A 24,504-nucleotide genomic window follows, 5' to 3' on the forward strand; every position below is an offset into this window, starting at 1 on the left:
GGCATACGACCGAGACGAGAGGGAGGGTCCCCCGTGTCCGACAGGCACCACACCCTGCACACGACCGAGATCGACGCACCCGCCCGGGTGGTCCACGACATCATCGCGGACGTGTCGCGCTGGCCCGTGTTCTTCACCCCCAACATCCATGTGGAGCACGTGGAACGGGGCGAGCGCACCGAGCGCATCCGGATCTGGGCCACGGCGGGCGGCGAGGTGAAGCAGTGGACCTCGCGCCGGGACCTCGACCCGGAGGCCCTCACGGTGCGCTTCCGGCAGGAGGTGTCGACGCACCCCGTCGCCTCGATGGGCGGCACCTGGCGGGCTGCGGCCCTCTCCCCCGCCCGCACCCGGCTGGAACTCCACCACGACTTCACCGTCGTCGACGACGCCCCCGAGCACGTGGCCTGGGTGAACGCCGCGCTGGACGGCAACAGCGACGCGGAGCTGGCCGGCATCAAGCGGGTCGCCGAACGGTACGACGAGCTGGACGCGCTGATGTTCAGCTTCGAGGACACGGTGCGCATCGAGGGCGACGCGCGGGACGTCTTCGACTTCCTCAACCGGGCCGACCTGTGGCCGCAGCGTCTGCCGCACGTGTCCCGGCTCGAACTGACCGAGGACCAGCCGGGCGTTCAGGTCATGGCCATGGACACCAAGGCCGCGGACGGCTCCGTGCACACCACCGAGTCGGTCCGGGTGGTGCGCGGCGGCGACCGCATCGTCTACAAGCAGACCACCGTGCCGGCGCTGATGAGCGCCCACACCGGCTGCTGGACGCTCACGCCGCGCGCCGGCGGGGTGGACGCCACCTCGCAGCACACGGTGGTCGTCAAGCCCGAGGCCGTCGAGAGGGTCCTCGGTGCGGGACGCACGGTCGCGGACGCCAGGAACTACGTCCGGAACGCGCTGAGCACCAACAGCCGGGCGACGCTCGGTCACGCCAAGGCTTATGCCGAGGCACGGCGGGGTGGGTGAAACCGCGCTGGGTGCATGCGCGTTGCGTGCATTCGCTTTGCGTGCGTTCGCGTTGCGTGCATTCGCGTTGCGTGCATTCGCGCTGTCTGTGTTCGCGTTGCATGCGTTCGCGCTGTCTGTGTTCGCATTGCATGCGTTCGTGCTGCGTGCGTTCGCGCGGTGTTAATCACCCCCGAGTCCAGTCCTACCCGATGGCACGAGGAGACCTCACTGATGGACGGCCCGCACTTCCCCGACGCCATGCGGCGCACGCTCGCCCACTACGCGCGCATGCGCCGTGACGAGCCGGTCAGTCACGACCCCGTGTCCGGGCGGTGGCAGGTGTTCCGCTACGCCGACGGACTGCGGGTGATGCAGGACTCCGAGACGTTCTCCAACGACATGAGCGAGTTCATGCCCCCGGTGGAGGAGCTCTCCGCGTTCCAGCAGGGCAACTTCCAGAACATGGACATGCCCCGGCACCGGGAGCTCCGCGGCCTGGTCAGCCAGGCCTTCACCCCCCGGTTCGTGGCGGACCTCGAGCCCCGGATCCGGGCGGTGACCCGGCAGTTGCTGGACGCCGCCGACGCCCGCGGCGACACCATGGACGTGGTCGCCGACCTCGCGCATCCGCTGCCCGTGACGGTCATTGCCGAGGTGATGGGGCTGCCCCGCGAGGACCACGGCCTCTTCCGCAAGTGGGCGTACGCCCTGTTGGTGGACAACGGGGTCGACGCGATCCGCAGCGAGGAGGGCGTGGCCGCCATGGCTCCGGCCATCCGGGAGATGAACGACTACCTCGGCGGCCATGTACGGCGTCACCGGACCGTCGAAGGATCGGGCCTGCTGCACGACCTCATCCGGGCGGAGGCCGACGGCCGGCGGCTGAACGACCAGGAGATCGTGGGCTTCCTGGGTCTGCTGCTGATCGCCGGGTTCCTCACCACCAGCGCGCTCCTCGGCAACGCCGTGCTCTGCTTCGACGAGCACCCCGAGGCAACTGCGCGGCTGCGCGCGGATCCGGAACTGCTGCCCTCCGCCATCGAAGAGGTGCTGCGCTACCGGTCGCCGCTGATCTGGCTGGACCGCCGGGCGGCCCGGGAGACCCGGCTGAGCGGTCATGTCGTCCCGGAGGGGGCGCTGGTCAGCGTCGCCCTGGTGTCGGCGGCCCGGGACGGGGAGGCCTTCCCCGACCCGGACACCTTCGACATCACCCGCCGGCCCAACCGCCACCTGTCGTTCGGCAAGGGCGCCCATGTGTGCCTGGGCGCTCCGCTTGCCCGGCTGGAGGCGCGGGGGGCCCTGACCGAGCTGCTGCGCCGCTATCCCGACTTCGCCGTGTCCCCCTCCGCCGAGGAGCCGCTGCTGTTCCACGACCCGGACGGGCTGCAGGCGGCCACCCGTCTGCCGCTGCGGGTCAGCCGGGCCCTGGTGCGTTGAGCTGCGCGGTGCTATGGCGGATGACGAGGTCGGCCGGTACGACGTACGGGCGCACGGAGGGGGCGTCGGTGAGGGGTTCGGAAAGGGCGTCGGTGGTGAGGCCTGAGGTGTCGGTGGCGTCGATCCGTCGCAGCAGTACGCGGAGGGAGCGGGTGCCGATGTCGGTGAAGTCCGTGCGGACCGTGGTCAGGGGCGTGAGGAAGTGGGCGGCCTCGGGGATGTCGTCGTAGCCGACCACACTGACGTCCTCCGGGACGCGGCGGCCCGCCTCGTGCAGGGCGCGCAGGACCCCGAGGGCCATCTGGTCGTTCGACACGAAGACGGCGGTGACCTCGGGGTTCCTGGCCAGTTGGCGGCCGAGGTCGTAGCCGGAGACGGCGCTACAGTCGCCGGGGAGGGGGGCGGGACGGCGGCGCCGGCCGCCTTCAGGGTGGCCCGCCAGCTGTCCGCCCGGCGGTCCGCCGACGTCCAGCCGGTCGGACCCGCCACGTGCCAGACCGTGTGGTGCGCAGACCGATCACGCAGGTGCCGGCCATCGCCCGTCCCGGCACGGACCAGGGGGAAGCCCGCACCCGCGCACAGGCGTGTTCCTCCGGCGGGTGACCCGCCGGAGGAACAACGCCCTCTTCGTACTCGCCCTCCCCCGCCCGGCGGTTACTTCCCCTTCGGCGACGTGAAGCCGAGGACACGTCGCGTCGTGGCGGACTGGGACTTCTTGTAGGTGAGCCGGTCGTACGAGGTGTTGCCCTCCACCGAGTGGTACTTCTTCGTCGCGGAGTTGTACGAGGTCACCACGCCCACGTGGTCGGCCCTGCCGTCAGCGGTGTCGTCGTAGAGCACGGTGTCACCGGGCTTCGGCCTGTAGGTGTCGGCCGCCACCTGGGCCTTGGGGTGCCAGGTCCTGTTGGTCAGGCCGTAGGTGCGGAAGGAGTCGGCGGCCGCGTTCAGGCCGGTGATCTTCGCCTGGCCCCAGTACCAGGTGTACTTGGCGAAGTCGGCGCACCAGGCACGCGAGGTCCACTTGACGCTGGTCCAGGTCTTGGTCCAATTCCCTCCCACCTTGATGTACATGTAGCCCTTGCTGGTGCCGCACGCCTGGTTGTTGGTGATGGTGCCGAAGCGGGGAGCGGTGGTGCCGTCCCAGCGCAGGTTCGCCCTGGACGTCCAGAACCCGGTGTAGAAGTTGCAGTTGTTGCGCTCGGTGTCGTCGCCCTTGGCGTCGCCCTCGTACGTGCGCTTCCTCACCTCGGCGTTGGTGCTCGTGTACTGCCCCAGGGCCTGCTGGGCGATCAGCGGCCCCGGCGCGGTCGCCGCGTGCGCCGGGGCCGCTGCGGCGAGTCCGCCCAGCAGCGTGGTCAGGGCGGTCAGCAGGACGGTGAACCGCCCCACCGCCTTGACCCTCGCGGGTGCGACGGGCGCCGAGGGCGAAGTCATGTGCCGGCGACGGGTGTCCGTGGTCATCCGTGGTCCCCTCCTTGGTCCGGGGAGTCGTACGGCCCACCCCCTGCGGGCCGCGGTGACCCCACCGTCGCCGGTCGGCCTTCGCGAAACCTTCGGCATGTCTTGAATCGGGCTTGGCCCTCCGCACACAGCCGGATAGACAACGTTCACGCACTCGTCGAAGGGGGGAGACGATGGCTGCGTGGTTCGGTGTGCTCGGCGTGGTCGAGGTCTGGTGCGACGGGGTGCCGGCCGATGTGGGGCACGCACGCCAGCGGCAGGTGCTGGCGGCGTTGCTCGTCGATGCCGGACAGGTGGTGCCGGCGGACACGCTGGTGGCACGGGTCTGGGGGGAGCGGGCCCCGCGAGGGGGCCGGGACGTGCTGTACGGGTATGTGTCCAGGCTCCGGACCGCACTGGCCGCGGCGGACGTCCCGATCACCCGGACCCGGGGCGGCTATCTGCTCGCGGTGGAGCCACGGACGGTGGATCTGCACCGGTTCCGCGACCTCGGGGCTCGGGCCCGGGAGGCGACGGCGACGTCCGCGGAGTCCGCGCTGGCGCTGTGGGAGGAGATGCTCGGGCTGTGGCGGGGCGAGCCGTTCGCCGGGGCGGACACCCCGTGGTTCAACGCCCAGCGGACCCGACTGGAGGCCGAGCGGCTGTCCGCCCAGCTCGACTTGACGGAGTTGCGGCTCGGTCTGGGCCGGCACGCGGCGGTGCTGTCCGAGTGCGAGGCACGGGCACGGGCGCACCCGCTGGACGAACGGGTGGCCGGGCATGTGATGCTCGCGCTGTACCGCGCCGGCCGCGCCGCCGACGCCCTCGCCCGTTACCAGGACATCCGGCGGCGGCTGGCACACGAGCTGGGCGTCGACCCCGGACCGGGTCTGCGCGACCTCCACCGGCGGATCCTGGCCAACGACCCGGCGCTGTCTCTGCCCGAGCCCTCCCCGCACGCTTCTCCGGCAGGCGGGGCACCGCCGCCTGTGCCGCGCCAGCTTCCCGCTCCCCCGGTCCACTTCGTCGGCCGTGACGAGGAGATCGCCGTCCTGGACAAGATGCTCGCGGCCCAGGACGAGCCCCGCACCGCCCTGCAGCTCTCGGTGATCTGCGGTACCGGCGGGGTCGGCAAGACCTGGCTCGCGCTGCGCTGGGCCCACAGCAGACAGCACGGCTTCCCCGATGGGCAGCTCTTCGCCGACCTCCGTGGCTTCACGCCCTCGGGGAAACCGGCAGACCCCTCCGTGGTGATCCGCGGGTTCCTCGACGCACTCGGCGTCGCCCCCGAGCGCATACCAGCCACCTCGGACGCCCAGGCAGCTCTGTACCGCAGTCTCCTCGCGGACCGGCGCGTGCTCGTCGTCCTGGACAACGCCCGTGACACCGAGCAGCTCCTGCCCCTGCTGCCGGGCACGCCCACCTGCACCGTCGTGATCACCAGCCGCGCACAGCTCACCGGGCTCGCCGCCTCGCATCAGGCCACCCACCTGACGCTCGACGGGTTCGACTCCGCCACGGCCCGCGAGCTGCTGGTCGGCCGGCTGGGCGCCGAACGGGTCGCCGCGGAAGCCGACGCCGCGGCCACCCTGGTCGCCCAGTGCGCGGGACTGCCCCTGGCCCTGAGCGTCCTGGCCGCGCGCATCACCACCAACCCGGTGTTCACCCTGACCGCCCTCACCGAGGAACTGCGCGAGAGCGACTCCCGCCTCGACGCCCTGGACACCGGTGAGAACACCACCACCGTACGCACCGTCCTCGCCTCTTCCTACCGCGCGCTCGACCCGGACACCGCCCGCGTGTTCCGCCAGTTCGCGCAGGTGCCCGGCCCGGACATCGCCCAGGCGGCCGCGAGCAGTCTCACGGACCTCCCCCTCGCCCGGGCACGCCGGGCGCTGCACCGGCTGAGGGCCGCCCACCTCCTCCAGGAACTCGCTCCCGGGCGGTTCGGCTGCCACGACCTGTTGCGCGCCTACGCCATCGAAGTCGTCGGCTCCGTGGACGGCGCGGAGGGCGAGGCGGCCCGCCTCCGCGTCCTCGAGCACTATCTGCACACCGCCTGGTCGGCCGACCGGCTCCTGCACCCGCACCGCGATCCCCTCCGCCTGGCGCCGGCCGCCGACGGCGTGCGTCCGGAGGACCTCGCCCACCACGACCGGGCCATGAACTGGTTCACCCAGGAGCGCCCCGCGCTCGTCGCCGCCGTGCACCAGGCCGCCCGTCACGGTCACGAGACGTACGCCTGGCAACTGGCCTGGGCCCTGACCACCTTCCTGACCCGGCGGGGACTGTGGCACGACGTCGCGGCCGTCCACACGACGGCACTGGCGGCCGCGGAACGGCTCGGTGACGCGGCCGCCCAGGCCGAGTCGCTCCGCGCACTGGCCTGGGAGCGCATCGAGGCGGGCGACCACGACGCGGCGCACCGCCGACTGGCCCGGGCTCTGTCCCTGATCCAGGACAGCGGCCAGGTCCTGTCCGAGGCCGAGACCCACTTGGCCCTCGGCTGGCTCCACGAGCACACGGGTGACTGGGCGGCGGCGTTGCGCCACGACGAACACGCGGCCCGCCTGTTCACGCGGCTGGGCCACCGGGCCGGACTCGCGCGCGCCCTGAACGCCGTGGCGTGGGACCACGTGCAGCGGGGCGATCCCCGAGCGGCCGTGTCCCACTGCGAACAGGCCATGGTCATCCACGGGGAGCTCGACGACCCGCGCGGGCAGGCCAACACCCTGGACACGCTCGGCTACGCCTACCAACGGCTCGGTGAGTTCTCCGAGGCCCTCACGTGTCACCGGCGCAGCCTGGAACTCCACAGAGCCCTGGGCCACCGTCCCAACGAGGCGTTGGACCTCATCCATCTCGGGGAGGTGCACCGGGCCATGGGTGACCTGAGCGCCGCGAGGCACGCGGTCGAGGAAGCCATCGGCATCTACCGGGACATCGAGGTCCACCCCGCACGCGTGGAGCACGCGCGCACGCTGCTCGCCTCCCTGGGCACGACCGGCACCGCCTCCCAGTGATCCGGACGGCACCCGGCGGAGGACCGAGCGCACTTCACGGTGGAGCCCGGACTCAGCCGACCCGCCAGGTGCGCTCGGCCGCCCAGGGTCGAAGCGCTGCCAGCCGATCTCCGGGAAGTCACGCCGCAGCGCGTCCACGTCCACGTCGAGGCCGGCCTCCGGCCGGGCGAGGGCGTGGGCGGCCACTCGCAGCCAGCCTTCAAGCAGGGACCACCATGCAGGCACTCCCCAACGTCAACCAGCGGCTGATGGTCGAGAACAGCCGGCTGATCGCCGCAGACGCTCCGGAACCGACCCGGGCAGCCACAGCCCCCCGCAAACCGCCCGGCCTTTGAGAAGCCCGAGGAGGAGTTGCGCCGCCCGCGGCCGCGAACCGCGAGCTGATGGCCCAACTCGACCGCCACACCGGCTGATCAAGCAGCCCGTGAAAACACGCGGGTTCCCGAGGCGCTGACGGCAGCACCGCCTCGGGCGCGTGGTCACAGGTCATCCCATGGACGACGGTGTGGGGGCAGGAGGATCAGGAGGCTCGGTGAGCCGTTGGTCCCCTCCGGGACCCGTGCAGCCGTGCCGGCCTGAGGTGAGGACTGCACAGGCCTTGACGGCCGACGGGGTGGGGGCGGCGAGCATGGCGCTGTAGGCGTCGGTGTCGTAGTGCACCTTGTTCTGGTGGGTGCTGTTGCGCGGCCCCACGATGCGGGCGATGTCGCCGGGGCGGCCCCAGCTGATGCGGGCCCACGCGGCCCGGCAGGCGTCGCTGTACCGCAGCTCCACGTAGACCTGCTGGACCTTGGTCAGGGCCGCCGTCCAGGCGTCACCCCCGCAGCCGGCCTCCTTCGGGTCCTTTCCGGCGCAGCTGTCCGCGAAGCAGTTGACGTCGGCCTGCCTGCCCCCGGGCTCGGTTTCCGACACGGCGGCCCGTGCCGTGCCGGCCGACGAGTCACCGTTGACCAGCACGACCGCGGCGCCCACGAGCAGGAGGGCCAACAGCAGGGCCGCCGCCCAGAGCAGCCGTGCGTCGAGCCGAAGACGCCGCCGCCCCTCGTCGGACGACGGCGGAGCGGCCTCAGTGGGGTCGACGGGCGGTTCGGTCCGCGGGGCGGGTGGTGCGGGCCGTCGGCCTCCTGCCCGCTGATCGTGCGCGGCGGCGTTGGCCAGTTCCCACAGCGCTGCGAGCCGGGCGGGCTCCGCGTCGGACAACTGCCCCAGGACGGTGACCGCTTGCCGTGGCGGCAGCGTCTTGCCGTTGAGGTACCGCTCCCAGGAAGACTTGCTGTACGGGGTTCGCTCGGCGAGTGCCGTCAGGCTCAGTCCACTGCGGATCTTCAACGTCCGTAGTTCGGTGACCAGTTGCCGGACGTCCGTTGCGAGGTCGTCCGGCAGTGGTTTCCAGTCGGTCACTGAGACCCCCCACCACCAGTTGTCCCACCTGTCTCCCACGGTAGCGACCGGGTATAGACCACCAGCACCGTCAATTCCGCCAAATTCCTTGGCCGGTGCCCACGGACGCGGCTAAGACGGTTGGATGCGTGGAAAGACCGCGGCCGGTGCCGCGCTGTGTGTACTTCTCGTCGGAGCGCTGTGCGCGGGGGCCACTCGACCGGACGACGAACGAGAGCCGAACGGCCGGGTACTCCTGTCCGACCTGCACGAGGCGGACCTGCTGGTGTCCGGCCGAACGACGCGCAGTGATGTCGTGGGACTGTGGCAGGCGATCCTGTGGGCCGACGGCTACACGGCGCGAAGACAGGTCTCCTGTGCGTACGACGGTCCGACGGCCGTCGAGACCCGCGCATGGCAGAGCAATCACCACCTCTCGGCGGACGGTGTGGTGGGACCGGCGACCTGGGGCACGGCCGCGGCACGGCTGGCCCCGGTGGGCCGCTGGACGGTCTACCGGGGTGAGCGGTACGACCTTCCGCTGCGTCGGGACGCGGACGGATTCCTCGAGGTCTACGACGCCGGGGTGTTCCGTCGGCTGCGGACCGACGAGGTCACCCTGACCCTGTGCCGGTGACGCGGTCGATCCAGCTGTCGTACTGTGTGACCCCGAGTTGGTGGCCGCCGACGACCACGGTCGCCGTCGCCGATCCCGGACCGCCCGCGACCATCGCGGTGCGGACCGCGCCGGCGGGGACCGAGCTCCCCTCTCCCCCTGTCGTGGCGATGCGCAGGCCGGCCGTGGCCCCCGCCGACTCGACCTCTGCCCAACTGGCCTGACATGCCGGGCTGTACACGAGCTCCAGGACCTGGCCGTACGCCCGCAGGCGGTGGACGGTCACCCGGTCGCCGTCGCATCGCTCCCGGCCGGGATCCCGCCCCTCGCAGGCGGCCGACCGGCATCCGGTCGTCGCGCTGTCGGCCCCGCCCGCCAGTGGGTACGGCCAGGCCGGCACGCCGGTCGGTGCGCCTCGTGGTGGGCGGTCGGCCGGCCTGGCGTTCCACGGCCACACGAGCACGGCGACGGCAAGAAGCGCGCAGACGGCCGCGACGCCGACCCAGGGTACGATCGGGCCGGCCGCCGCCCCGGGTCGCCCGGACGAAGGGGCGGCCGGCGGCGAGGATGTGTGGGGCGGTGGCTCTCCGGCGGGCCCGGACAGGTCCGGGGCGGGGAGCGCCTCGGACGCCCGCGCTTCCGGCCCGGTGTCCAGGGGCTGCCCCTTCTGCCAGGCATGAGCGGCCGACTCCCACAACACCCGCAACTGCTCCCGGTCGGCATGCGCCAATCGGCCCACTGCCTCCACGGCAGGCCAGGGCGGCAGGCGGGAACCGTTGACGTAGCGCCGCCAGGAACTGCGGCTGTATCCGGTTCTGGTGGCCACGGCCGCCGCGCTCGCCTCGCATCTGTCCAGGCACAGGCGCAGCTCCCGCACCAGCCGGACGACCTCGATCGGCAGGTCTCCCGGCAGTGGTCGCCAACGGCCCACAACGCCCCTCCCCACTCGGTCCGTCGTGCCACGAACGTTCCCCGAGCGCATTCCAGCGTCCCACCGCGTTGCCCACGGCTCTGGCATCCTCGCAGGCCACGGGCCGGACGTCCCGGATTTGGGTCAGTTGCCCGGCACCGGTGGCCGCCGAGATCGCACCCGGCCAGACTCGTCGGCACCTGCGGCGGCCGAGCATCGGGCCGGCCGATCCGCCGTACGCACAGACTCCGGGGGTTCACGTGAACGCTGCGCGCCACGCCGTATCGAGGGGGCGGAGAAGCACGGGCCTTGTGGCGTCCCGCGGGACGGACGGCGCTCCGAGACCCGCGCCGAGGCCCGGCGCGTCACCCCTCGACGGGTTGCTCCGGGACATCAATGCGTTCGTCGAAGACCACCTTGCCGACGCCGATCTCTCACCGGCCTCGATAGCCGCCGCGCACCACATCTCCGTGCGGTATCTGCATCATCTCTTCCAGCGGGACCGGCGGACCGTCGGCGCCTACGTGCGTCGACGGAGGCTGGAACGCTGCCGGGCGGACCTGGCCGACCCCGCGCTCCTCCGTCGCGGCGTCGGCCAGGTCGGGAGGCGATGGGGCTTCCGGGATCCGGCGGTGTTCAGCCGCGCCTTCAAGTCGGCGTACGGCATTACGCCCGGGGCCTACCGCAGGCGACTGCTGCGGTAGGCCCCAGGACGCCCGTACCCCACCCCGTCCTCACCGGTGAGGGGTACGCTCCGCTCGTGCGGCGGGCAGCAGACCTCGCGGTGCGCGCTGCGGCTGCTCGTTGGAGTCGAGCGTGACGACGGCGCCACCCGCGAAGGGCGTCGCGGGGCCGAAGTTGGATCCCCCGCCGAGCGCTCCGCGGGTGAGGACTTGGGAGCCGGTGACGGTGAGACTGTCCCCACTGAGGGCGGTGTTCAGCACGAACAGGGCTCCGGCCTGCAAGGAGCCGTCCTCCCAGGGAGCGGTCACCAGCAGCTCGGGCCGTCCGTCGCCGGTCACGTCAAGGATTCGCAGGCCGTAGCCGAAGCCTTCACCGACCTGGGCGCCGGCACCGATCACCGCGGCGTTCTCGTCGAAGGTGGCACCCGGGGCGGACAGCAGGCCCGCACTGCCGCCCCGCAGCAGTGTCACCGTGCCGGTGTTGTTCTCGCGCAGCGACCCCGTCGCCAGGTCGGCGTACCCGTCGCCGTCGAGGTCCCCCATGGCCAGCGAGCCGCCGAAGAAGTCGTTCTCCTCCGGGGTGCCGGGAATGCCGGGACTGCTCTGGCTGATCGTCTGGACCCGGGTGGGGCTGATCCCCCCGGACCCTCCGCGGGCGACGACGAGGGCGCCGGAGTACTGGGGATCGCCGGAGGCGCGGTCGGCGAGGACCAGGACGTCGGCGTTGTTGCCACCGTGGAACCGGCCCACGGCGACGGTGCGGAGGTGGTCCTGGGTGTTCGTGTCCTGGACGCTGATGGAACTGGTGGCGGCCGCGTTCACGCCTCCTGCGGACCCGGGGATCACCACGACGCCGCCCCAGGCGTCGGACACCCCGCTCACCGCTTCCCCGGGCGCGCTGACCACCAGGTCGTCCTTGGCGTCGCCGGTCACGTCCCCGGCGGCGACCGACCAGCCGAACTTGTCCCCCGTCTCCGGCGTTCCCGGAACCCCTGAGGTGTCCTGCGAGACGCCGACCGAGCGACTCGCCGTGATGCCGCTGCCGCCGCCGAACAGGACGGTGACCGCGCCGGCCCGCTGGGTGCTGCCGATCGCCTCGCCCGGGGCGCCGATGGCGAGGTCCGCGAAGCCGTCCGCGTCGAAGTCGCCGACCGCGAGGCTCGCGCCGAACCGGTCACCGGGCTCGTTGTCACCGGGGATGCCGGGCACGCCCTGGTCTATCTGCGCGAGCCCGTTGGGGATGAGGCCCAGGTAGGGCGATTCGCGCTTGCCGTACAGGATGGTGACCATGCCGACGGCGAGTTTGCTGTTGATGCTCTCGCTGGGGTTGCCGATCGCGACGTCGGCGAGGCCGTCCCCGTTGAAGTCCCCCGTCACCAGCGACGCCCCGAAGGTGTCGTCGGACTCCCCGCTGCCCGGGACGAAGTCATGGCTGTCCTGACTGACCGCCACGGCCGGCCCGGCGGGCAGCGTGCCGCCGCCGGGTATCACGTATATGGAGCCGCCTTTGTCGAGCCCCTCCGCGTTGGGGTCCCCGGCGAAGGTGAGCCGGGCGCCGGTGGAGACGACCATGTCGGCGATGCCGTCGCCATTGACGTCGGCACGGGCGGCTGCGCCGCCGGGGGCGGCGGCCGATGTTGTTCGGTGAGAGGGGTAAGTGTGGGAATCGGCCACGGCAATGGTTGCGTGGGTGAGGGCGGCGGACAGCACAACAAGCGCTGTCAGCAGATACTGGAATCGACGTTTGGGCAACACTGCTCCTACGGTGCGGGCCAGCGCGATGGGGGTTTGGCACGAATCCTTCTACGACCGCCAGGTCAATAGCGGATTGGCTGGTCGAATACGAAGGTTTCGCGCAGTGTGGGACCAGGAAGTCTGACTTGAAGACCGAAATGTTCGGGATGCAGTAGCGAGTTCATCGAAGTCACGTTGGTGACCGTGAAGTGAGCCATGGCGACTCCAGCACCGACGCCGGTGGTGTTCCACGACAACAGATACGATCCGAGGAAGCCCTCGGCGTAGTTACTACCTAGACGACCACGAGTGGCGATACCGGCCATATCCCTCGCCACTTGGCCCAGATTCTGCGGATCCTGGTAGGCCGTGGTACCAGAACTGGCGCCCGAGCGGTGCAGATCGTCTGCGATCCGCATGCCGGCTCTCCGTATAAAAGCCGAGGTCATCAAGTACTGGGTCAGGGGATCGTTCTGGTGGAAGATTTCATTGTGGTGTCGCCAAGCTACAGTCCATTCCAAGGCCAGGTCCCCATCGCCTTTGCAGTTGCCGCACTTGGGCTTCGGTCCACAGGTGTCCTGGCCGAAGAGGTTGGGCAGTGTGCACAGGGACGGCAAAGTGGGTGGCCAGGTCGGGAAAATGGTCGGCAACGGAGGCGGTACCGGCGCAACGACCGGAGCCGGGCCCGGAGATCCACCGCAGTAGCCACAAACGTTGCTCCCGCCGCTTCCGCTTCCGCTGCTACCACCGCCACCACCTCCGCTTGGCTTCTCCCCAGGGGTGTTGACGCAGGTGCGGCCGTCCAGGTCTCTCCAGCACTTCTGCAGCCCCGTCGGGTCACTGAACGTCGTCGGGTTGCCGTCGGCGTAGGTGTAGCCGTTCAGGGTCTGGGGCTTGGTCTTGTCGTACAAGGGGTCCGGGGAGATGAAGCGGCCCAGGGAAGGGTCGTAGTAGCGGGCGCCGATCTGGTCCAGGCCGGTGTCCGCGTCCTCCGTCTTGCCGAGGAAGCCTCGGTCGGTGGTGGGCAGGGCGTCGGTGCCGCCGCGGTGTGCGCCGTAGGGGAGGTACCGCTGGCGCGAGACCTTGCCCGTGGCTGCGTCGACGGCGAGCTGGGTGGAGTTCTGCTGGTCGTTGCCGAGCCACTGCAGGGTGGTGGGCGTGCGCATTGCGACGACGCTGGTGCCTGCGGCGTAGTAGCGCGTCGCGCTGACCGCCGAGCCGGTGCGGGTCAGTTCCATGCCGTCCAGGTAGACCGTCGTGCCACTCGGGGTGCGGCGGACCAGCCGGTCGCCGTCGGCGTCGTACGCGAACGACGTCGTCGCGCCCGCGCTGGTGACCGAGGCGAGGGAGCCGTTGTCGGTCCAGGCCAGGGTGCCCGCGGTGCCGCCGACCGAGCGCGAGGTGAGGCGCCCGTCGGCGTCGTAGCCGTAGGTGTCGGAGCCCACGGAGGAGACCGCGTGCGGACGCACCGCCGTCGGACCGGGATCGGGGTAGGTGTACGTGCGGGTGGTGGCGTCGTCGGAGACGGAGGTCAGGTCACCCACGGGGTCGTAGGAGTAGGCGAGCCGGTAGGGGTCGGTCCCCGCCTTGTCGGCACCCGACGGCCCGGCGGAGCAGGCCGCCGTGGTGGTCCAGGCGTTCGTCAGGCGCTGCAGGGCGTCGTAGCCGTAGCACTGGTTCTGCGGTACGGCCGGGGTCTGGTCGGTGACGGAGGTCAGGTCGCCGTCGTCGTCGTAGGCGTACGTGTCGTACTGCACGCGGCCGCCGGCCGTGAAGCTCTGCACGGACGACAGGCGCTGCGCGCCGGAGCTTTCGTAGCCGTACTGCCGCTGCACGCTGCCTTCGGCGCCGTAACTCCTGCCTTCGAGCACTCCGTTGCCGTAGTAGATGCTGGACTTCACATAGGTGGTGGTGTCGCCCGTCAGGGTGTCCGGCCGGCCGGTGTCCGTGTATCCGGTGGTGACCTTCTCGGCGGGCAGGCCGCCGGCCGCCGGATAGGTCGTCCAGGTCCGGTGTCCCGCGCGGTCGTATCCGTAGCCGTAGGTGTAGGTGCCGGCCAGCGCTCCTTCGGCGGCCGGCACGGTCCATGTGCGGCCGGTGACCTGGTAGCGCAGGTCGTAGCCGGTGACGTCGACACGGTAGGCCTGGCCTCCGCTCCAGCGGGTGGTGGTGGCGGGCCGGCCGAGCACGAACTTGGTGGGTGTGCCGCTCTGACCGGCCATGGGCACGGTGTCGTAGGTCCATTCAGCGAGCTTGGTGTCGCCCACCGATCCGGACCATTCGGTGCGTTTGCGGTTTAACGCGTCGTAGGTGTAGGCGAGTGTCTTTCCGGCCGCGTCCTTCGCGGTGAGGACGTTGCCCGCCGGGTCGTACGTGGTGGTCGACGGGCCCGCGTCGGGGTCGTGGGTGCTGGTGCGGTGGCCGAGCCAGTCGTAGCCGTACGAGGTGAGGTTGCCGGCCGCGTCGGTGATGGTGGCGACCTCTCCGCGCGGTGTGTACGTGTAGCTGGTGGTGGGGGTCGCGGACGGCGGCACGTCGCTGCCGGCGGGGACGTTCTCCTGCACCTTCGCGAGTCGGTCCAGGCCGTCGTTCCAGTAGGCGGTTCGGGCGCCGCGCGGTGGAGTGACCACCTTTCCGTCGCCGTAGTTGGCGGTGCTGGTCGTCCAGTCGACCGCGCCGTAGCCGTACAGCGTGCTGGAAGTCTCCCGCTGCAGTGCGTCGTAGGTCTTCTCCGTCCACGAGGGGATCTCGCTGGGAGCCGGGTTGAGCAGCAGGTCCGGGTCGTCGCCGGGGGCCTGGGTGTTGTAGAGCGCTGCCGAGGTGCCCTTGGTCAGGCCGCGGTCGTCGTACGTGGTGACGGTGACCGTGCGGCCGCCGGTACGGGCCGCGCTGGGCGCCTGCACCTCGCGCGTCCGGCCGAAGCCGTCGAGATAGGTGTACGTCGGGAGCCATTGGGGTGTGCCGTTGGTGAGCGACTGCAGCTGGCGCGCGGTCACGACCGTCGGCTTGTCCGGCTGTGAATTGGGGGCGGTCCCGTCGACGGTGACGCGATAGGCGTACTCGTAGGAGGGCACCGCGCCGGTCGGCGGGGGGACGTCCACGCCGTTCGGCTTGGGTTCGGTGGGCAGCCAAACGCGGACCAGCCGGCCGGCTCCGTCGTAGTCGGTGGTGGTGGTCAGGCCATTGGGGTCGACAGTGCGGGTGACCACACCGAAGGCGCGGCTGGTGTAGGTGGTGGTGCTCTGGCTGAGCGGGTTGGTCGTCCTGGTGCCGTTGACCGGCCAGCCGCTGGTGGGGTTGTACGACGTCGTGGTGGTGTGGTTGAGCGGGTCGGTGTCGGAGGTGACGCGGCCGTACTGGTCGTACACCTTCTTCTCGTCGGAGTGCGAGGTGTCGTTCCAGTACCGGCGGATCTCGGTCGGGTTGCCGTCGATGGGCTGATCGCTGGTGCCGGGCGCGGTGGCGTTGTCGTAGAGGGTCACGGTGCGGGCCACCACCGGGCCCGGGCACTGTGTGCTGCTCGCGTCGGGGTCGCCGTTGTGCGTCTCCTGGGTTTCGGGATAGTCCCGCATCCAGCGCCAGTCCGCGGTGTTCTGCGCGTAGGTGATCTCGCTGCAACTGTTGTCGGCCGCGGTGCCGATCTCCCCCCACTCCACCATCCGGGTGGGCAGTCCGCCGTTGGCGGCGCTGTAGCCGTCCTTGTCGCTGCCGGTCTGCCGCCAGGTCCCGTCGGACCTGAGCTGCCGGGCCCGGGTCTGGTAAGGGCGGATCATGTGGGCGTTGTGCAGGCCGGGGCCGTTCGCGGTGACGCCCGAGTCCCAGTAGGTGTACCGCTCGGAGGCGAGTTCGGTGCGCGAACCGTCGGAGTTCAGGCGGTAGTGGCGGGTCTGCAGCGTCTCGCCGCTCTTGGCGTGGTTGTCGGCGAACTGGTTGCCGTCCCAGTCGGTGAGGTTGACGTTCTTGGTGCCGCCGCTCTTGAGCTTGTCCCCGTCCATGCCGCGGAAGTGGGTGGTCTCCGTGACCGAGCGCTGCCCGGCCGGGCCGCTGCCGTCGGTCTGCCGGACGGTGGCGTAACCGCGCCAGTCGGCCCACTGCTGCTGGTCGGTGGGTGTGGTGAGGTCGTCGTCGTAGTGCCAGGCCGGTGTGCCCAGGTAGTCGTACTGGGTGGTCCTGGTGGGCGAGCCACCGATCAGGTCGACCTGGTCGAGCTTGGTCACCAGGTACTTCTGGAAGACGCCGTGCACGGTCGAGGAGGCCCCTTCGGGCCGGTAGTCGACGCGGAAGCATTCCTGGTCGTTGGTGTCCCAGTGCTTGCCCGATTCCCAGGTGGAGTCGGAACCGTCGCTGGGACAGGTGGCGGCGGCGGAACCGTGGCCGTAGTGGATGTCCGTCGCGCCGCCGAGCCCGTTCTGGATGCTGGTGATACGGCGCATGGGCATCGCCTTGGTGGAGTCACCGCTGGGGTAGTCGACCCGGTTGTTGAGCCAGGCCCCGTCGAAGTCCACGGCGGGCAGGGTGACGTTCTCCCCCCATGTGCCCTGTACCTGGATGTAGTTGAGCCACAGCATCGCGTCGGTCGCGCCGGGCGGGTCGGGCATCGCGTAGGTGGGTTGGATGCGGTCGACCTGCAGGTAGGCCGAAGTGGCCGGGTCCCAGACCTGTGTGGTGATCGACGCCAGGCGCCGGGTGACGAAGAAGGCCGGGGAGTTCTTCGTGCAGTCCTGGCCGCTGGTGCAGATCAGATCGACGGGTACGTCGGGGTAGTCGCTGTCGCTGGTGGAGGTCGGGGCGGAGCAGTTCGGGCTCTGCTTCGTGACGTCGGACAGACAGCGGTAGGCGGTGGTGAAGTCGACGCGGTCGGCCGGCTTCTCGCCGGTCTGCATGCCGTACTCGACCCGGCTGAGGTATCCGCCCCTGTCGTAGGACTCCTTGTCGCCGTTGGAGAAGCGCTTGTAGTAGTTGGTCTCCTTGGTCCACGAGAACCGGGTGTCGTTCTCGTTGGGGTCCCGGATCTCGTCCAGGTTCCAGCGGTAGGTCTGACGGCACAGCGACTGTGCAGCGTCGTGACAGGGTTCGCCGCTGTCGTTGCCGACGACCGGTACCGTCCAGTTGGAGTCCTCGTGGTAGCCGAAGAAGTAGCGGGTGCCGTCGTCGGTGGAGACCACCCAGGCTTCCTTGCTGTTGTCGGAGTTCGCACCGTCGTAGGTGTGCTCGATCTTCCAGCCTGGGTCGTCCTCGGCGTGGTACCTGCCGCTGCCGTCCTTGATCAGCTCGGTTGTCGCACCCTGAAGGGAGATGACGTACTCGGCGCCGTCCTCCGCGCCCGAATACGGCGAGTGCCAGCACAGGTCGGACAGGGTCGGGCTTCCGTCGTCGACGCACGCCCGGTACTTGCGCTCGATGAAACCGGGGTTCAACTCCCAGCCCAGTCCCACCCAGGACGCCTGGTTGTTCGAGGCCGAGGTCCGGCCGTCGACCGACTGTGATGAGTAGTCCAGCGACAGGTCCGGCGCCTTGCCGTAGGGAGGAGGAGGCAGCGGGAGCGGGTAGGAGTACTGGAAGTCACCCGACTCGGGTCCGACCGACCACTTGCCGGACGCCTTGAGGTCGGTCGCCCGGTAGTCGCCGCTACCACCGGACGTGGTGGTCACCAGGGCGTACAGCGCGTTGTCGGCCGGAAGCACCCGGGCACTGATCCGACCCTTGGCGACGTCGTTGTCCGCGGGTACGAAGGCTGCCCGCCCTCGGCACGGTCTGGCATCCAACACGCACCGCGGCAGGCGCTCCACCCGTAGCCGGCTCGCCAGGTCGCCGCCGGCGGCGTGACGGAACGACGCATAGTCCATGGTGACGGTCACGGGTCCCGTCCGAGGCGCCGCGTCGTCGGCGCGGGCAGCGGTGAAGACGTATCCGAGGGCCCCCAGCCGCCGCGCCGTGACCCGGTCGTAGGTGTGCACCGCAACCGCGGCCGCGGTGTTCGCAGTCGTCGTCAGGACGAGCCCGGTCCCCGGAAGCTTTGCGGTGTGTCCCTTGGTGACATCAAGGGTGGCGGAACGCGCCGCCGGCCAGACGGGCGCCGCCGGTGACGTGGAGGAGACGCCCTCCCGGTCACGGCGCCTGGCCGCGGCGGGCAGGCGCCGGCCGGGTACGGACTTCTCCCTACGCGGTGTCCCGGTAGCCGCGGAGGCCTTCGCGGTGACGGTGGTCAGTGCGGGGGCGGGGACGGCACCCTGCAGCAGTCCGGCGAGGATCAGCGGCGGGCACAACAGTGCCAGCCACCAGGGCAGTCGTCTGCGTACCTTCACAAGGCTCTCCCCCTCATCCCGTCCAGGGCGGCCGCCGCTCATAGGTCGCGGCACCCTCAGCAGTGGAACCGCGGCGAGCCTTTCACCGGCGGCTGTCCGACGCATTGACCGTGAACGCAAAGCCGTTGTCGCTCAGCGCAAGAATTCGGGCCCCCAAGCCCACGGCGGGCGACCGCGGTTTGCGGGTCCCGATCACGGTGTCGGCGCCGGTCGGCGGTGGCACGGAACCCCAGTTGGAGTCGGTGTTGCCCCGACAACGGCCACGTCGGCCTTCATGCCGTGGTGTTCGAGGGCAACTTCTATTTCCCCCAGCAGCCTTGCGGCTGGCGAGCGCGCTTCGACGACTTCGGGTGGTTGACCGAGCAGCCTCGTCGAGCGCACCGTCTTCGTCGCACCGTCCGCTGCTCGCCCACCCTCGACCAAGAGGCTGACGTCACCATGAAGACCCGCAACGCCCGATGCCGCCCGCGCCGCGCAGGCCGTCTCCTGACCCTGGCTCTCGCCGCCGGTGCACTGCTGTGGCAGCCAGGGCAGGCCGCGGCGACACCGACAAGGCCGGAGCCGGTCGCCGTGCAGGCGATCACTGCCCGCACGACGTCAACGGTCGACGGCGGCTTCAGCCTCGCGGCCACCGACCTGAGTGACCGCGTCGCCGATCTGACCGCCTCACTGCCCACACAGGGCGTCCAGAACCTGCTCAGCCAGGCCGACAAGTCCGTCAGCAGCGGAACGGCCTGTCCGACTGATCCGTTCGGCGCCGGCGACGGCGGCATCGCTCCGCTGGCCCCCGCCGTCAGGTACTGCTGGAGCGACGACGATGCCCTGAGTAAGGAATGGATCCCACAGGGAATCACGGGTGTTTCGGATGCCCAGGCCGATGAGTACTGGGGAACCAAGCGGCCCGTGATCACGTCCTGGTACGACGACTCCACCGCCTGCACGCCCGCCGGTACGCCCGCGTGTGCCGACAAGGGGGTGCGCTTGTCCTTCCTCGACCCGGCCACCGGAAAGTATCGCCACGTCCTGCTCGCGTACCCGTACTACAACTCCTACGGGCACATCTCGTACCGGGCGATCAACATCCACGCCGGCGGCATCGCCTGGTACAAGTACCGCCTCTACGTCACCGACGCCCTGCACGGGCTGAGGGTGTTCGACCTGCGTGACATCCTCGACCTCGACCCGGACCGTAACCCCGCCACGAACAACAGCACTCCCGACGGCCTGAGCAGCGACGTCCAGGACAACGGCAAGGTCGGACGGCAGAGCAACGTCTGGTACTCCTACGGCTATCGCTACGTCCTGCCGCAGGTGGGCTCCTACGATTTCGTCAGCGCCCAGTACAACAGCTCAGCCGGCACGTGCGAGTCGAGTGGGGCGCCCAAGGCGTCCTACCTCTCGGTCGACCGAAGCAGCAGCCCCCCGCAGCTCATCATGGGCGAGTACTGCACCACCGACTCAACTCATCCCGGCAACGGACGCATCGGCGCCCTGCCCGTCGACGACACGGACGGATCCCTCCTGGCGACCGCCGACGGCCTGGTGTCCGTGGTCGGCACCTACGTGCTACCCGTGAAACAGGTCCAGGGGGCCTCCCGTTAGGCCGGCCGCTGGTATCTCAACCAGAGCCATCGCTACAGCAACGCCAGTCTGTGGCGGGCAGCAGTGGGAGGCGACGGCGACCTGGTGGTGACCGGTGGCGAGATTCGCACGGCGGTCGGCGCCGAGGACATGTACTACGAGCACGGACAGGCCACCGGCGGGGCACCTTTACTCTGGTCGCAGAGTGAGCACCGCGCCGACATCAACGACCCTTCCTGTGCAGCGACCGGCCCCACACCCGACCCCACGCCATGCGGACGGGTGATCTATGCCCACCGGGTGAGCGACATCCTCACACAGCCGTGAGGCGCATGCGCCGCCTCGCTGGGGAGGAGTTGGTGCGTTCGGTGCCCCGGCGAGACTGAATGCCGCGCAGGGATTTGAAGCGCCCTCTGAGGCTCCGATCATCCCTAACGCCCGACGAATCGGCCGGTGTTCGACTTCCTGAAAGGGCGCGCGCCCTGTGCGGACCGGGCACGACCGTAAACCACTACCCGTACTGGCTCTGCCCTGCGGCCACATGGCGTCCGGCACCTCCGGGCCGGAGCCCGACCTCCCGGCGATACGCTCGGCGCCAGCCTCCGACCGCACCTGTCGGTCATTCCATCGCCCCGCATGGGTGCGGGCTGCGACTCGGTGAGTGACGACGGCGAGTGCAGTGAGGGCTGGGACGGCAAGTGCACGGTGTTCTTCACGGACATCGCTCTGGCAGAGAAGGCGCTCCCGGGAGAGGTAAAGAAGTGTTGAATGGAAGGGTGAGACTCACAGTCCTCGCCGCCGTGTCCGTCATGGCGACCGCGTCAGCGTGCAGCAGCTCAAAGCCGTGCGCCGGAGTCGGCGTCACCTCGCAGATCGGCGTGATGTTCCTCCAGCGGGGCTATACCGACCTAGCGGGCGCCTCCTACGAACTCTGCGCAGCAGGCAGTTGCGGCAAGGGCCACCTGGAACAGGAGGACACCACCCGGATAAGCCTGCGCCTTCCCGATGACACGGGCCCGGACCTCGGCCCAGTCCGCTTCCGCGTCACTCCCAAGGGGAGCAACCATCCTGAGATCAACGCGTCCGCCGACGTCAAACTGACCCGCCAGTCCGACGGCTGCGGTGGCGGCGCCTACAGCGAAGGCCTCGCCTTCACCAAAGAAGATGGCTTGACCACGAAGATCCCGCCCAGCGTGAGCGCTGCCTGGCGTAAGCACCTCAAGTCACTGGCCTCGCCGTCCGAGTCCTCCTGACTCGTGCTCCTCTCCTCAGCCGGCTGCCGGCCGCCGGCTGCCGGCTGCCGGCTGCCGGCTGAGGAGAGGAGCTGACAGCCAGTTGGCGCGGTCGTTCACCGTCTCGGCCATCGTCGCACCGCGGCGATCACGTGCTCCACCGTCCTGGCACCGACCGCCGCGCCGCGTCTGCCCTCTAGAAAGCCGCCGAAAAGCGACAGGTCAAAGGCTTCCAGCTTGCGGGCGAACGGGGGGTGCTGCGCGACAGCCCTTACTGGGGGGCGCCTACACGGGCCGATCTACTTCATGATGCACGGTGCGGGCATGTCTTCGGTCATAGCTCGTGAGTCCATGGATGGCGGGTTCCAGCGGGCTTCTGGTCGAGTGTCAGGCCGGACCGACGCGCAGGGGGCGCATCATTTCGTTGTCCTCGTGTTCCAGGAGGTGGCAGTGCCACATGTACCGGCCTGCCTGGCTGAAGCGCACCTTGACCCGGGTTGTCTCCTGCGGATAGGCGAGGACCGTGTCCTTGAAACCGCGCTCCCAAGCCTCCGGGGGTCGACGGCCGCCGGCCGGAAGTTTTTGCCGGTCGACGATCTGGAACTGCACTTCGTGGATGTGGATGGGGTGGGCGTCCTTCGTCAGGTTGTGGATCTCCCAGATCTCCGTCGACCCCACGGCGGGGTTCTCCGTGATGGGATCGGCCCATCCCAACAGCTTCGGTTTGCCGTTCGGACTGATGACGCCGAGCAGCACTTCGCGGGGGCTCACGCCCGGCACGCGGGCTGAGGCCACCTCACCGAGACTGACCTGTCGCGTGCGGTCTGCTGCGCCCAGGGGCTTGATGGGTGGCAGCGTGAGCCGTGCGGGAGGCGTCGAGGTGTCCGCCGTGACGAGCGGTTTGATCACGAGCTTCATGATCTGCCCGGTGGTCTTCGGGTTCGCGGCGGGGAAGCCGGTCCCGACCGTGCCCCCCGCGAACACTGCGTCCGGTCCCTCGTTGATCAGGTACAGCTCCGAGCCGACCGGGGTTGAGGAGAAGTCGACGATGACGTCGGCGCGTTCGGCCGGGGCGAGCAGCAGTTGGTCGAGCCGAACGGGGGCCGGTAGGAAGCCCCCGTCGCTTCCTACCTGCCACAGGGCAAGCTTTGCCGGTACCGGTCTGCGGGCCATCGGATCAGTGACGATCTTGAGGATCAGGGTGCGTGCGTTGCAGCCGTTGAGGAACCGGAGTCGGTAACGGCGCGGCTCGACGGGCAGCACCGGCCAGGTTCTGCCGTTGGCGACCATCGCGTTGCCGAAGTACTCCGGGTTCCAGATCGGCGGTATGTCGCTGCGGGGCGCGTAAGGGCCCTTGAACCGGTCGAAGAGCGCCCGGCTCGCCGGGTAGAACAGGCTCCCGTCGGTACGGAACGTGCGGTCCTGGATGACGACCGGAATTTCGTAGTAGCGCTTGCCGGGCGGGTCACCGAGCCTCGGCGCGGGTCCGGGCAGGACACCTTCCGCCAGGTCCGACGGCCCACCGCGCAGCAGGTAGAGGCCCGACATTCCGGCGTACACGTTCAGCCGGGTGATGCCCAGGGTGTGGTCGTGGAACCACATGGTGGCGGCCCGGCTGCGGTTGGCGTAGTGGAAGACGGCCTCCCCCGGGCCCCAGGGCACGCCGAACTTCGCCTCGGACTTCTTCGCGAACTCCTCGTAGAAGGACCCGACTCGGGCGTAACCGCGGGGAATGCCCCGCGCGTCGGGCAAATACCAAGCCTCGGCGTATCCGTCGCTCTCCTCCGTGTTCGCCCCGCCATGCAGGTGGGTGACAACGGGTACCGGTCCGCCGTACGGCCCGGGTGTCGAGGTGAACGTGGGACGGGAGTCCCGCCGCTCCGACCCGCCTGGTGGGTTCGCCCAGTGGAGTGTGGGATCGACCGGCAATATGTGCGGCACATGTCCGCCGTTCGAGTCGAGCAGTTGGTTGACCCACCTGACCTGGACCGCACGTCCGTACCACGCTTCGATGGTGAACGCGGGATAGTGGAACGTTTCGGGATGCCCGGTCGAACCGTATCCGAACACCGTTGTGGCCGGCATGCCCGGGGGAAGCACCTGCTGCCGGAACCGCCGGATGCCGATCGTGTAGATGTCCCGGCCGGCCCGGTTGTCGAACGGCATGACGGGAGGTATCACGAGTTCGGCCACGTACTTCCGTATCGCCGCCGGATCAAGGACTTCTGCTTGCGCCGGCGCAGCCCGCGGCATAGCGGTACCGGGAGGGCAAAAGAGCGACATTCCGCCCGCCAGACTGGTCTGAAGGACGAGCCTCCTGCTGATCACTGGGCTTCCCTCCTCGACTCAGGTCATGAGCACCGCACCAGTGGCTTTCCGAGCCGGAACTCTCCGCAGGCTCGGGCCCGTGCGCGGCCGGCTGCCGGTCACCGACGATCGTCCCATCGCCCCGGTGGATGCGCACGGCGGCCGCAAGCCACCACGCAAAGCACTGGCGCCCCGCGGTCACGGCGCTAGCGGCCCATCGGTGAGCGCGCCCGCAGGCGACGGAGGCCCGCCGATGAACCTCTTGCGCTGGTCCAGCAGGGTGATGCCGCAACTTGGCGTCTCGCTCCGCGCCGCCGGACGCGGCAAGCAGGCCACCCCGGCCGGCGGCCTCTCCTACAAGCCGACTCGAACGCCGGCCGCCCCCGCCCGTGCGGCCGGCGACCACAACCGCGCCACCATCCACTGCCTGAACGCCTCCGGGCGTGAGGTCGACACCGCCGACCCCGACCACGCAGTCGCCGACGCGGTCAACGAGGAACTCCGGGCCGCGATCACCCGCCTCGCCCACGACCTCGGTCCTCACGTCGAATCGACGGCATGCCGTTCGGGCCGGCCGACGGCTGGTGGTGCCGCGACCGGTGCGGATACCGCCGGTATACCGCCGCTCTCCCCGTTGCGTGCAGTGTGTGGGCCGGACGCCGTGGTGGAGCCGCCGCCCGGTGAACAACTGTCGGGAGAGCCTCGATGGGTGGAAGCGCAGGGGCGAACATCCTTCATCCCGGATGCCGGGGATCTACGGCGACGGGCCCTCAGGCCGGTGCTTGCCGCTTTCGCCCCGTACCGGGGCGTGAAAGCGTCGATGGCACAGTTGCGCGCGGTTCGCGGGCAGCAGTTGGGAGCCGGACGTCGGTGAGGCACCCGCGCCGGGGCGTCCT

General features: G+C 70.2%; 15 protein-coding genes and 1 pseudogene. 9 read left to right on the forward strand and 7 right to left on the reverse strand.

What is annotated here, in order from left to right:
* Window positions 1-33: 33 nt before the first annotated feature.
* Both ACFQ9Z_RS18215 and ACFQ9Z_RS18220 read left to right on the forward strand, forming a co-directional pair.
* Complete coding sequence (locus tag ACFQ9Z_RS18215; RefSeq protein ID WP_383018143.1) at window positions 34-978, forward strand: aromatase/cyclase; 945 nt, start codon at window positions 34-36, stop codon at window positions 976-978.
* A 213-nt stretch (window positions 979-1,191) separates the two neighbouring features.
* A complete protein-coding gene (locus tag ACFQ9Z_RS18220) occupies window positions 1,192-2,397 on the forward strand; it encodes a cytochrome P450 (RefSeq protein WP_383018146.1) in 1,206 nt (401 codons plus the stop codon).
* On the opposite strand, the pseudogene ACFQ9Z_RS18225 reads toward ACFQ9Z_RS18220, so the two are convergent.
* Both ACFQ9Z_RS18225 and ACFQ9Z_RS18230 read right to left on the reverse strand, forming a co-directional pair.
* Window positions 2,375-2,970, reverse strand: a pseudogene (locus tag ACFQ9Z_RS18225) (substrate-binding domain-containing protein); the annotation flags it as partial. The gene ACFQ9Z_RS18220 and the pseudogene ACFQ9Z_RS18225 sit on opposite strands and share 23 nt — an antisense overlap.
* Before the next feature lie 81 nt (window positions 2,971-3,051).
* Window positions 3,052-3,858, reverse strand: a complete 807-nt coding sequence (locus ACFQ9Z_RS18230; protein ID WP_383018149.1) for a CHAP domain-containing protein — start codon at window positions 3,856-3,858, stop codon at window positions 3,052-3,054.
* Window positions 3,859-4,031: 173 nt separating this feature from the next.
* Here ACFQ9Z_RS18230 and ACFQ9Z_RS18235 point away from each other — a divergent pair, with 173 nt between their 5' ends.
* Window positions 4,032-6,860, forward strand: coding sequence for a BTAD domain-containing putative transcriptional regulator (locus tag ACFQ9Z_RS18235; RefSeq protein ID WP_383018152.1), 2,829 nt, complete (start codon window positions 4,032-4,034; stop codon window positions 6,858-6,860).
* Between the two features lie 486 nt (window positions 6,861-7,346).
* Here ACFQ9Z_RS18235 and ACFQ9Z_RS18240 read toward each other — a convergent pair whose 3' ends face one another.
* Window positions 7,347-8,261: a DUF2690 domain-containing protein gene (locus ACFQ9Z_RS18240; RefSeq protein ID WP_383018155.1), complete on the reverse strand. Its 915-nt coding sequence runs from the start codon at window positions 8,259-8,261 to the stop codon at window positions 7,347-7,349.
* Window positions 8,262-8,385: 124 nt separating this feature from the next.
* Here ACFQ9Z_RS18240 and ACFQ9Z_RS18245 point away from each other — a divergent pair, with 124 nt between their 5' ends.
* On the forward strand, window positions 8,386-8,877 hold the full coding sequence (locus ACFQ9Z_RS18245; RefSeq protein ID WP_383018158.1) for a peptidoglycan-binding protein: 492 nt from the start codon (window positions 8,386-8,388) through the stop codon (window positions 8,875-8,877).
* Here the strand turns inward: ACFQ9Z_RS18245 and ACFQ9Z_RS18250 are convergent.
* Window positions 8,855-9,787: a helix-turn-helix domain-containing protein gene (locus tag ACFQ9Z_RS18250; protein ID WP_383018161.1), complete on the reverse strand. Its 933-nt coding sequence runs from the start codon at window positions 9,785-9,787 to the stop codon at window positions 8,855-8,857. The genes ACFQ9Z_RS18245 and ACFQ9Z_RS18250 overlap by 23 nt on opposite strands.
* A gap of 359 nt (window positions 9,788-10,146) precedes the next feature.
* On the opposite strand from ACFQ9Z_RS18250, the gene ACFQ9Z_RS18255 reads away from it, so the two are divergent.
* The gene (locus ACFQ9Z_RS18255; RefSeq protein WP_383018164.1) at window positions 10,147-10,470 is read left to right on the forward strand and encodes a helix-turn-helix domain-containing protein; all 324 of its coding nucleotides are present in this window, start codon (window positions 10,147-10,149) and stop codon (window positions 10,468-10,470) included.
* Window positions 10,471-10,500: 30 nt separating this feature from the next.
* On the opposite strand, the gene ACFQ9Z_RS18260 is transcribed toward ACFQ9Z_RS18255, so the two are convergent.
* Window positions 10,501-12,123 (reverse strand): hypothetical protein, encoded by a 1,623-nt coding sequence (locus ACFQ9Z_RS18260; protein ID WP_383018166.1) that lies wholly within the window; start codon window positions 12,121-12,123, stop codon window positions 10,501-10,503.
* Window positions 12,124-12,266: 143 nt separating this feature from the next.
* Window positions 12,267-18,488: an RHS repeat-associated core domain-containing protein gene (locus ACFQ9Z_RS18265; protein WP_383018169.1), complete on the reverse strand. Its 6,222-nt coding sequence runs from the start codon at window positions 18,486-18,488 to the stop codon at window positions 12,267-12,269.
* A 570-nt stretch (window positions 18,489-19,058) separates the two neighbouring features.
* Between ACFQ9Z_RS18265 and ACFQ9Z_RS18270 the strand changes: the two genes are divergently transcribed.
* From ACFQ9Z_RS18270 to ACFQ9Z_RS18280, 3 genes are all read left to right on the forward strand, one after another.
* Window positions 19,059-20,090: a hypothetical protein gene (locus ACFQ9Z_RS18270; protein ID WP_383018171.1), complete on the forward strand. Its 1,032-nt coding sequence runs from the start codon at window positions 19,059-19,061 to the stop codon at window positions 20,088-20,090.
* 63 nt (window positions 20,091-20,153) lie between these two features.
* Window positions 20,154-20,396, forward strand: coding sequence for a hypothetical protein (locus tag ACFQ9Z_RS18275; RefSeq protein ID WP_383018174.1), 243 nt, complete (start codon window positions 20,154-20,156; stop codon window positions 20,394-20,396).
* 449 nt (window positions 20,397-20,845) lie between these two features.
* Entirely contained in the window at window positions 20,846-21,322 is a 477-nt protein-coding gene (locus ACFQ9Z_RS18280) for a hypothetical protein (RefSeq protein WP_383018177.1), read from the forward strand.
* A 366-nt stretch (window positions 21,323-21,688) separates the two neighbouring features.
* On the opposite strand, the gene ACFQ9Z_RS18285 is transcribed toward ACFQ9Z_RS18280, so the two are convergent.
* Window positions 21,689-23,467, reverse strand: a complete 1,779-nt coding sequence (locus tag ACFQ9Z_RS18285; RefSeq protein ID WP_383018180.1) for a multicopper oxidase family protein — start codon at window positions 23,465-23,467, stop codon at window positions 21,689-21,691.
* Window positions 23,468-23,861: 394 nt separating this feature from the next.
* Here ACFQ9Z_RS18285 and ACFQ9Z_RS18290 point away from each other — a divergent pair, with 394 nt between their 5' ends.
* Window positions 23,862-24,482 (forward strand): hypothetical protein, encoded by a 621-nt coding sequence (locus tag ACFQ9Z_RS18290; RefSeq protein ID WP_383018183.1) that lies wholly within the window; start codon window positions 23,862-23,864, stop codon window positions 24,480-24,482.
* The last annotated feature ends 22 nt before the right edge of the window (window positions 24,483-24,504 follow it).

This window comes from Streptomyces sp. NPDC056580 (assembly GCF_042793175.1).
GTDB lineage: Bacteria > Actinomycetota > Actinomycetes > Streptomycetales > Streptomycetaceae > Streptomyces.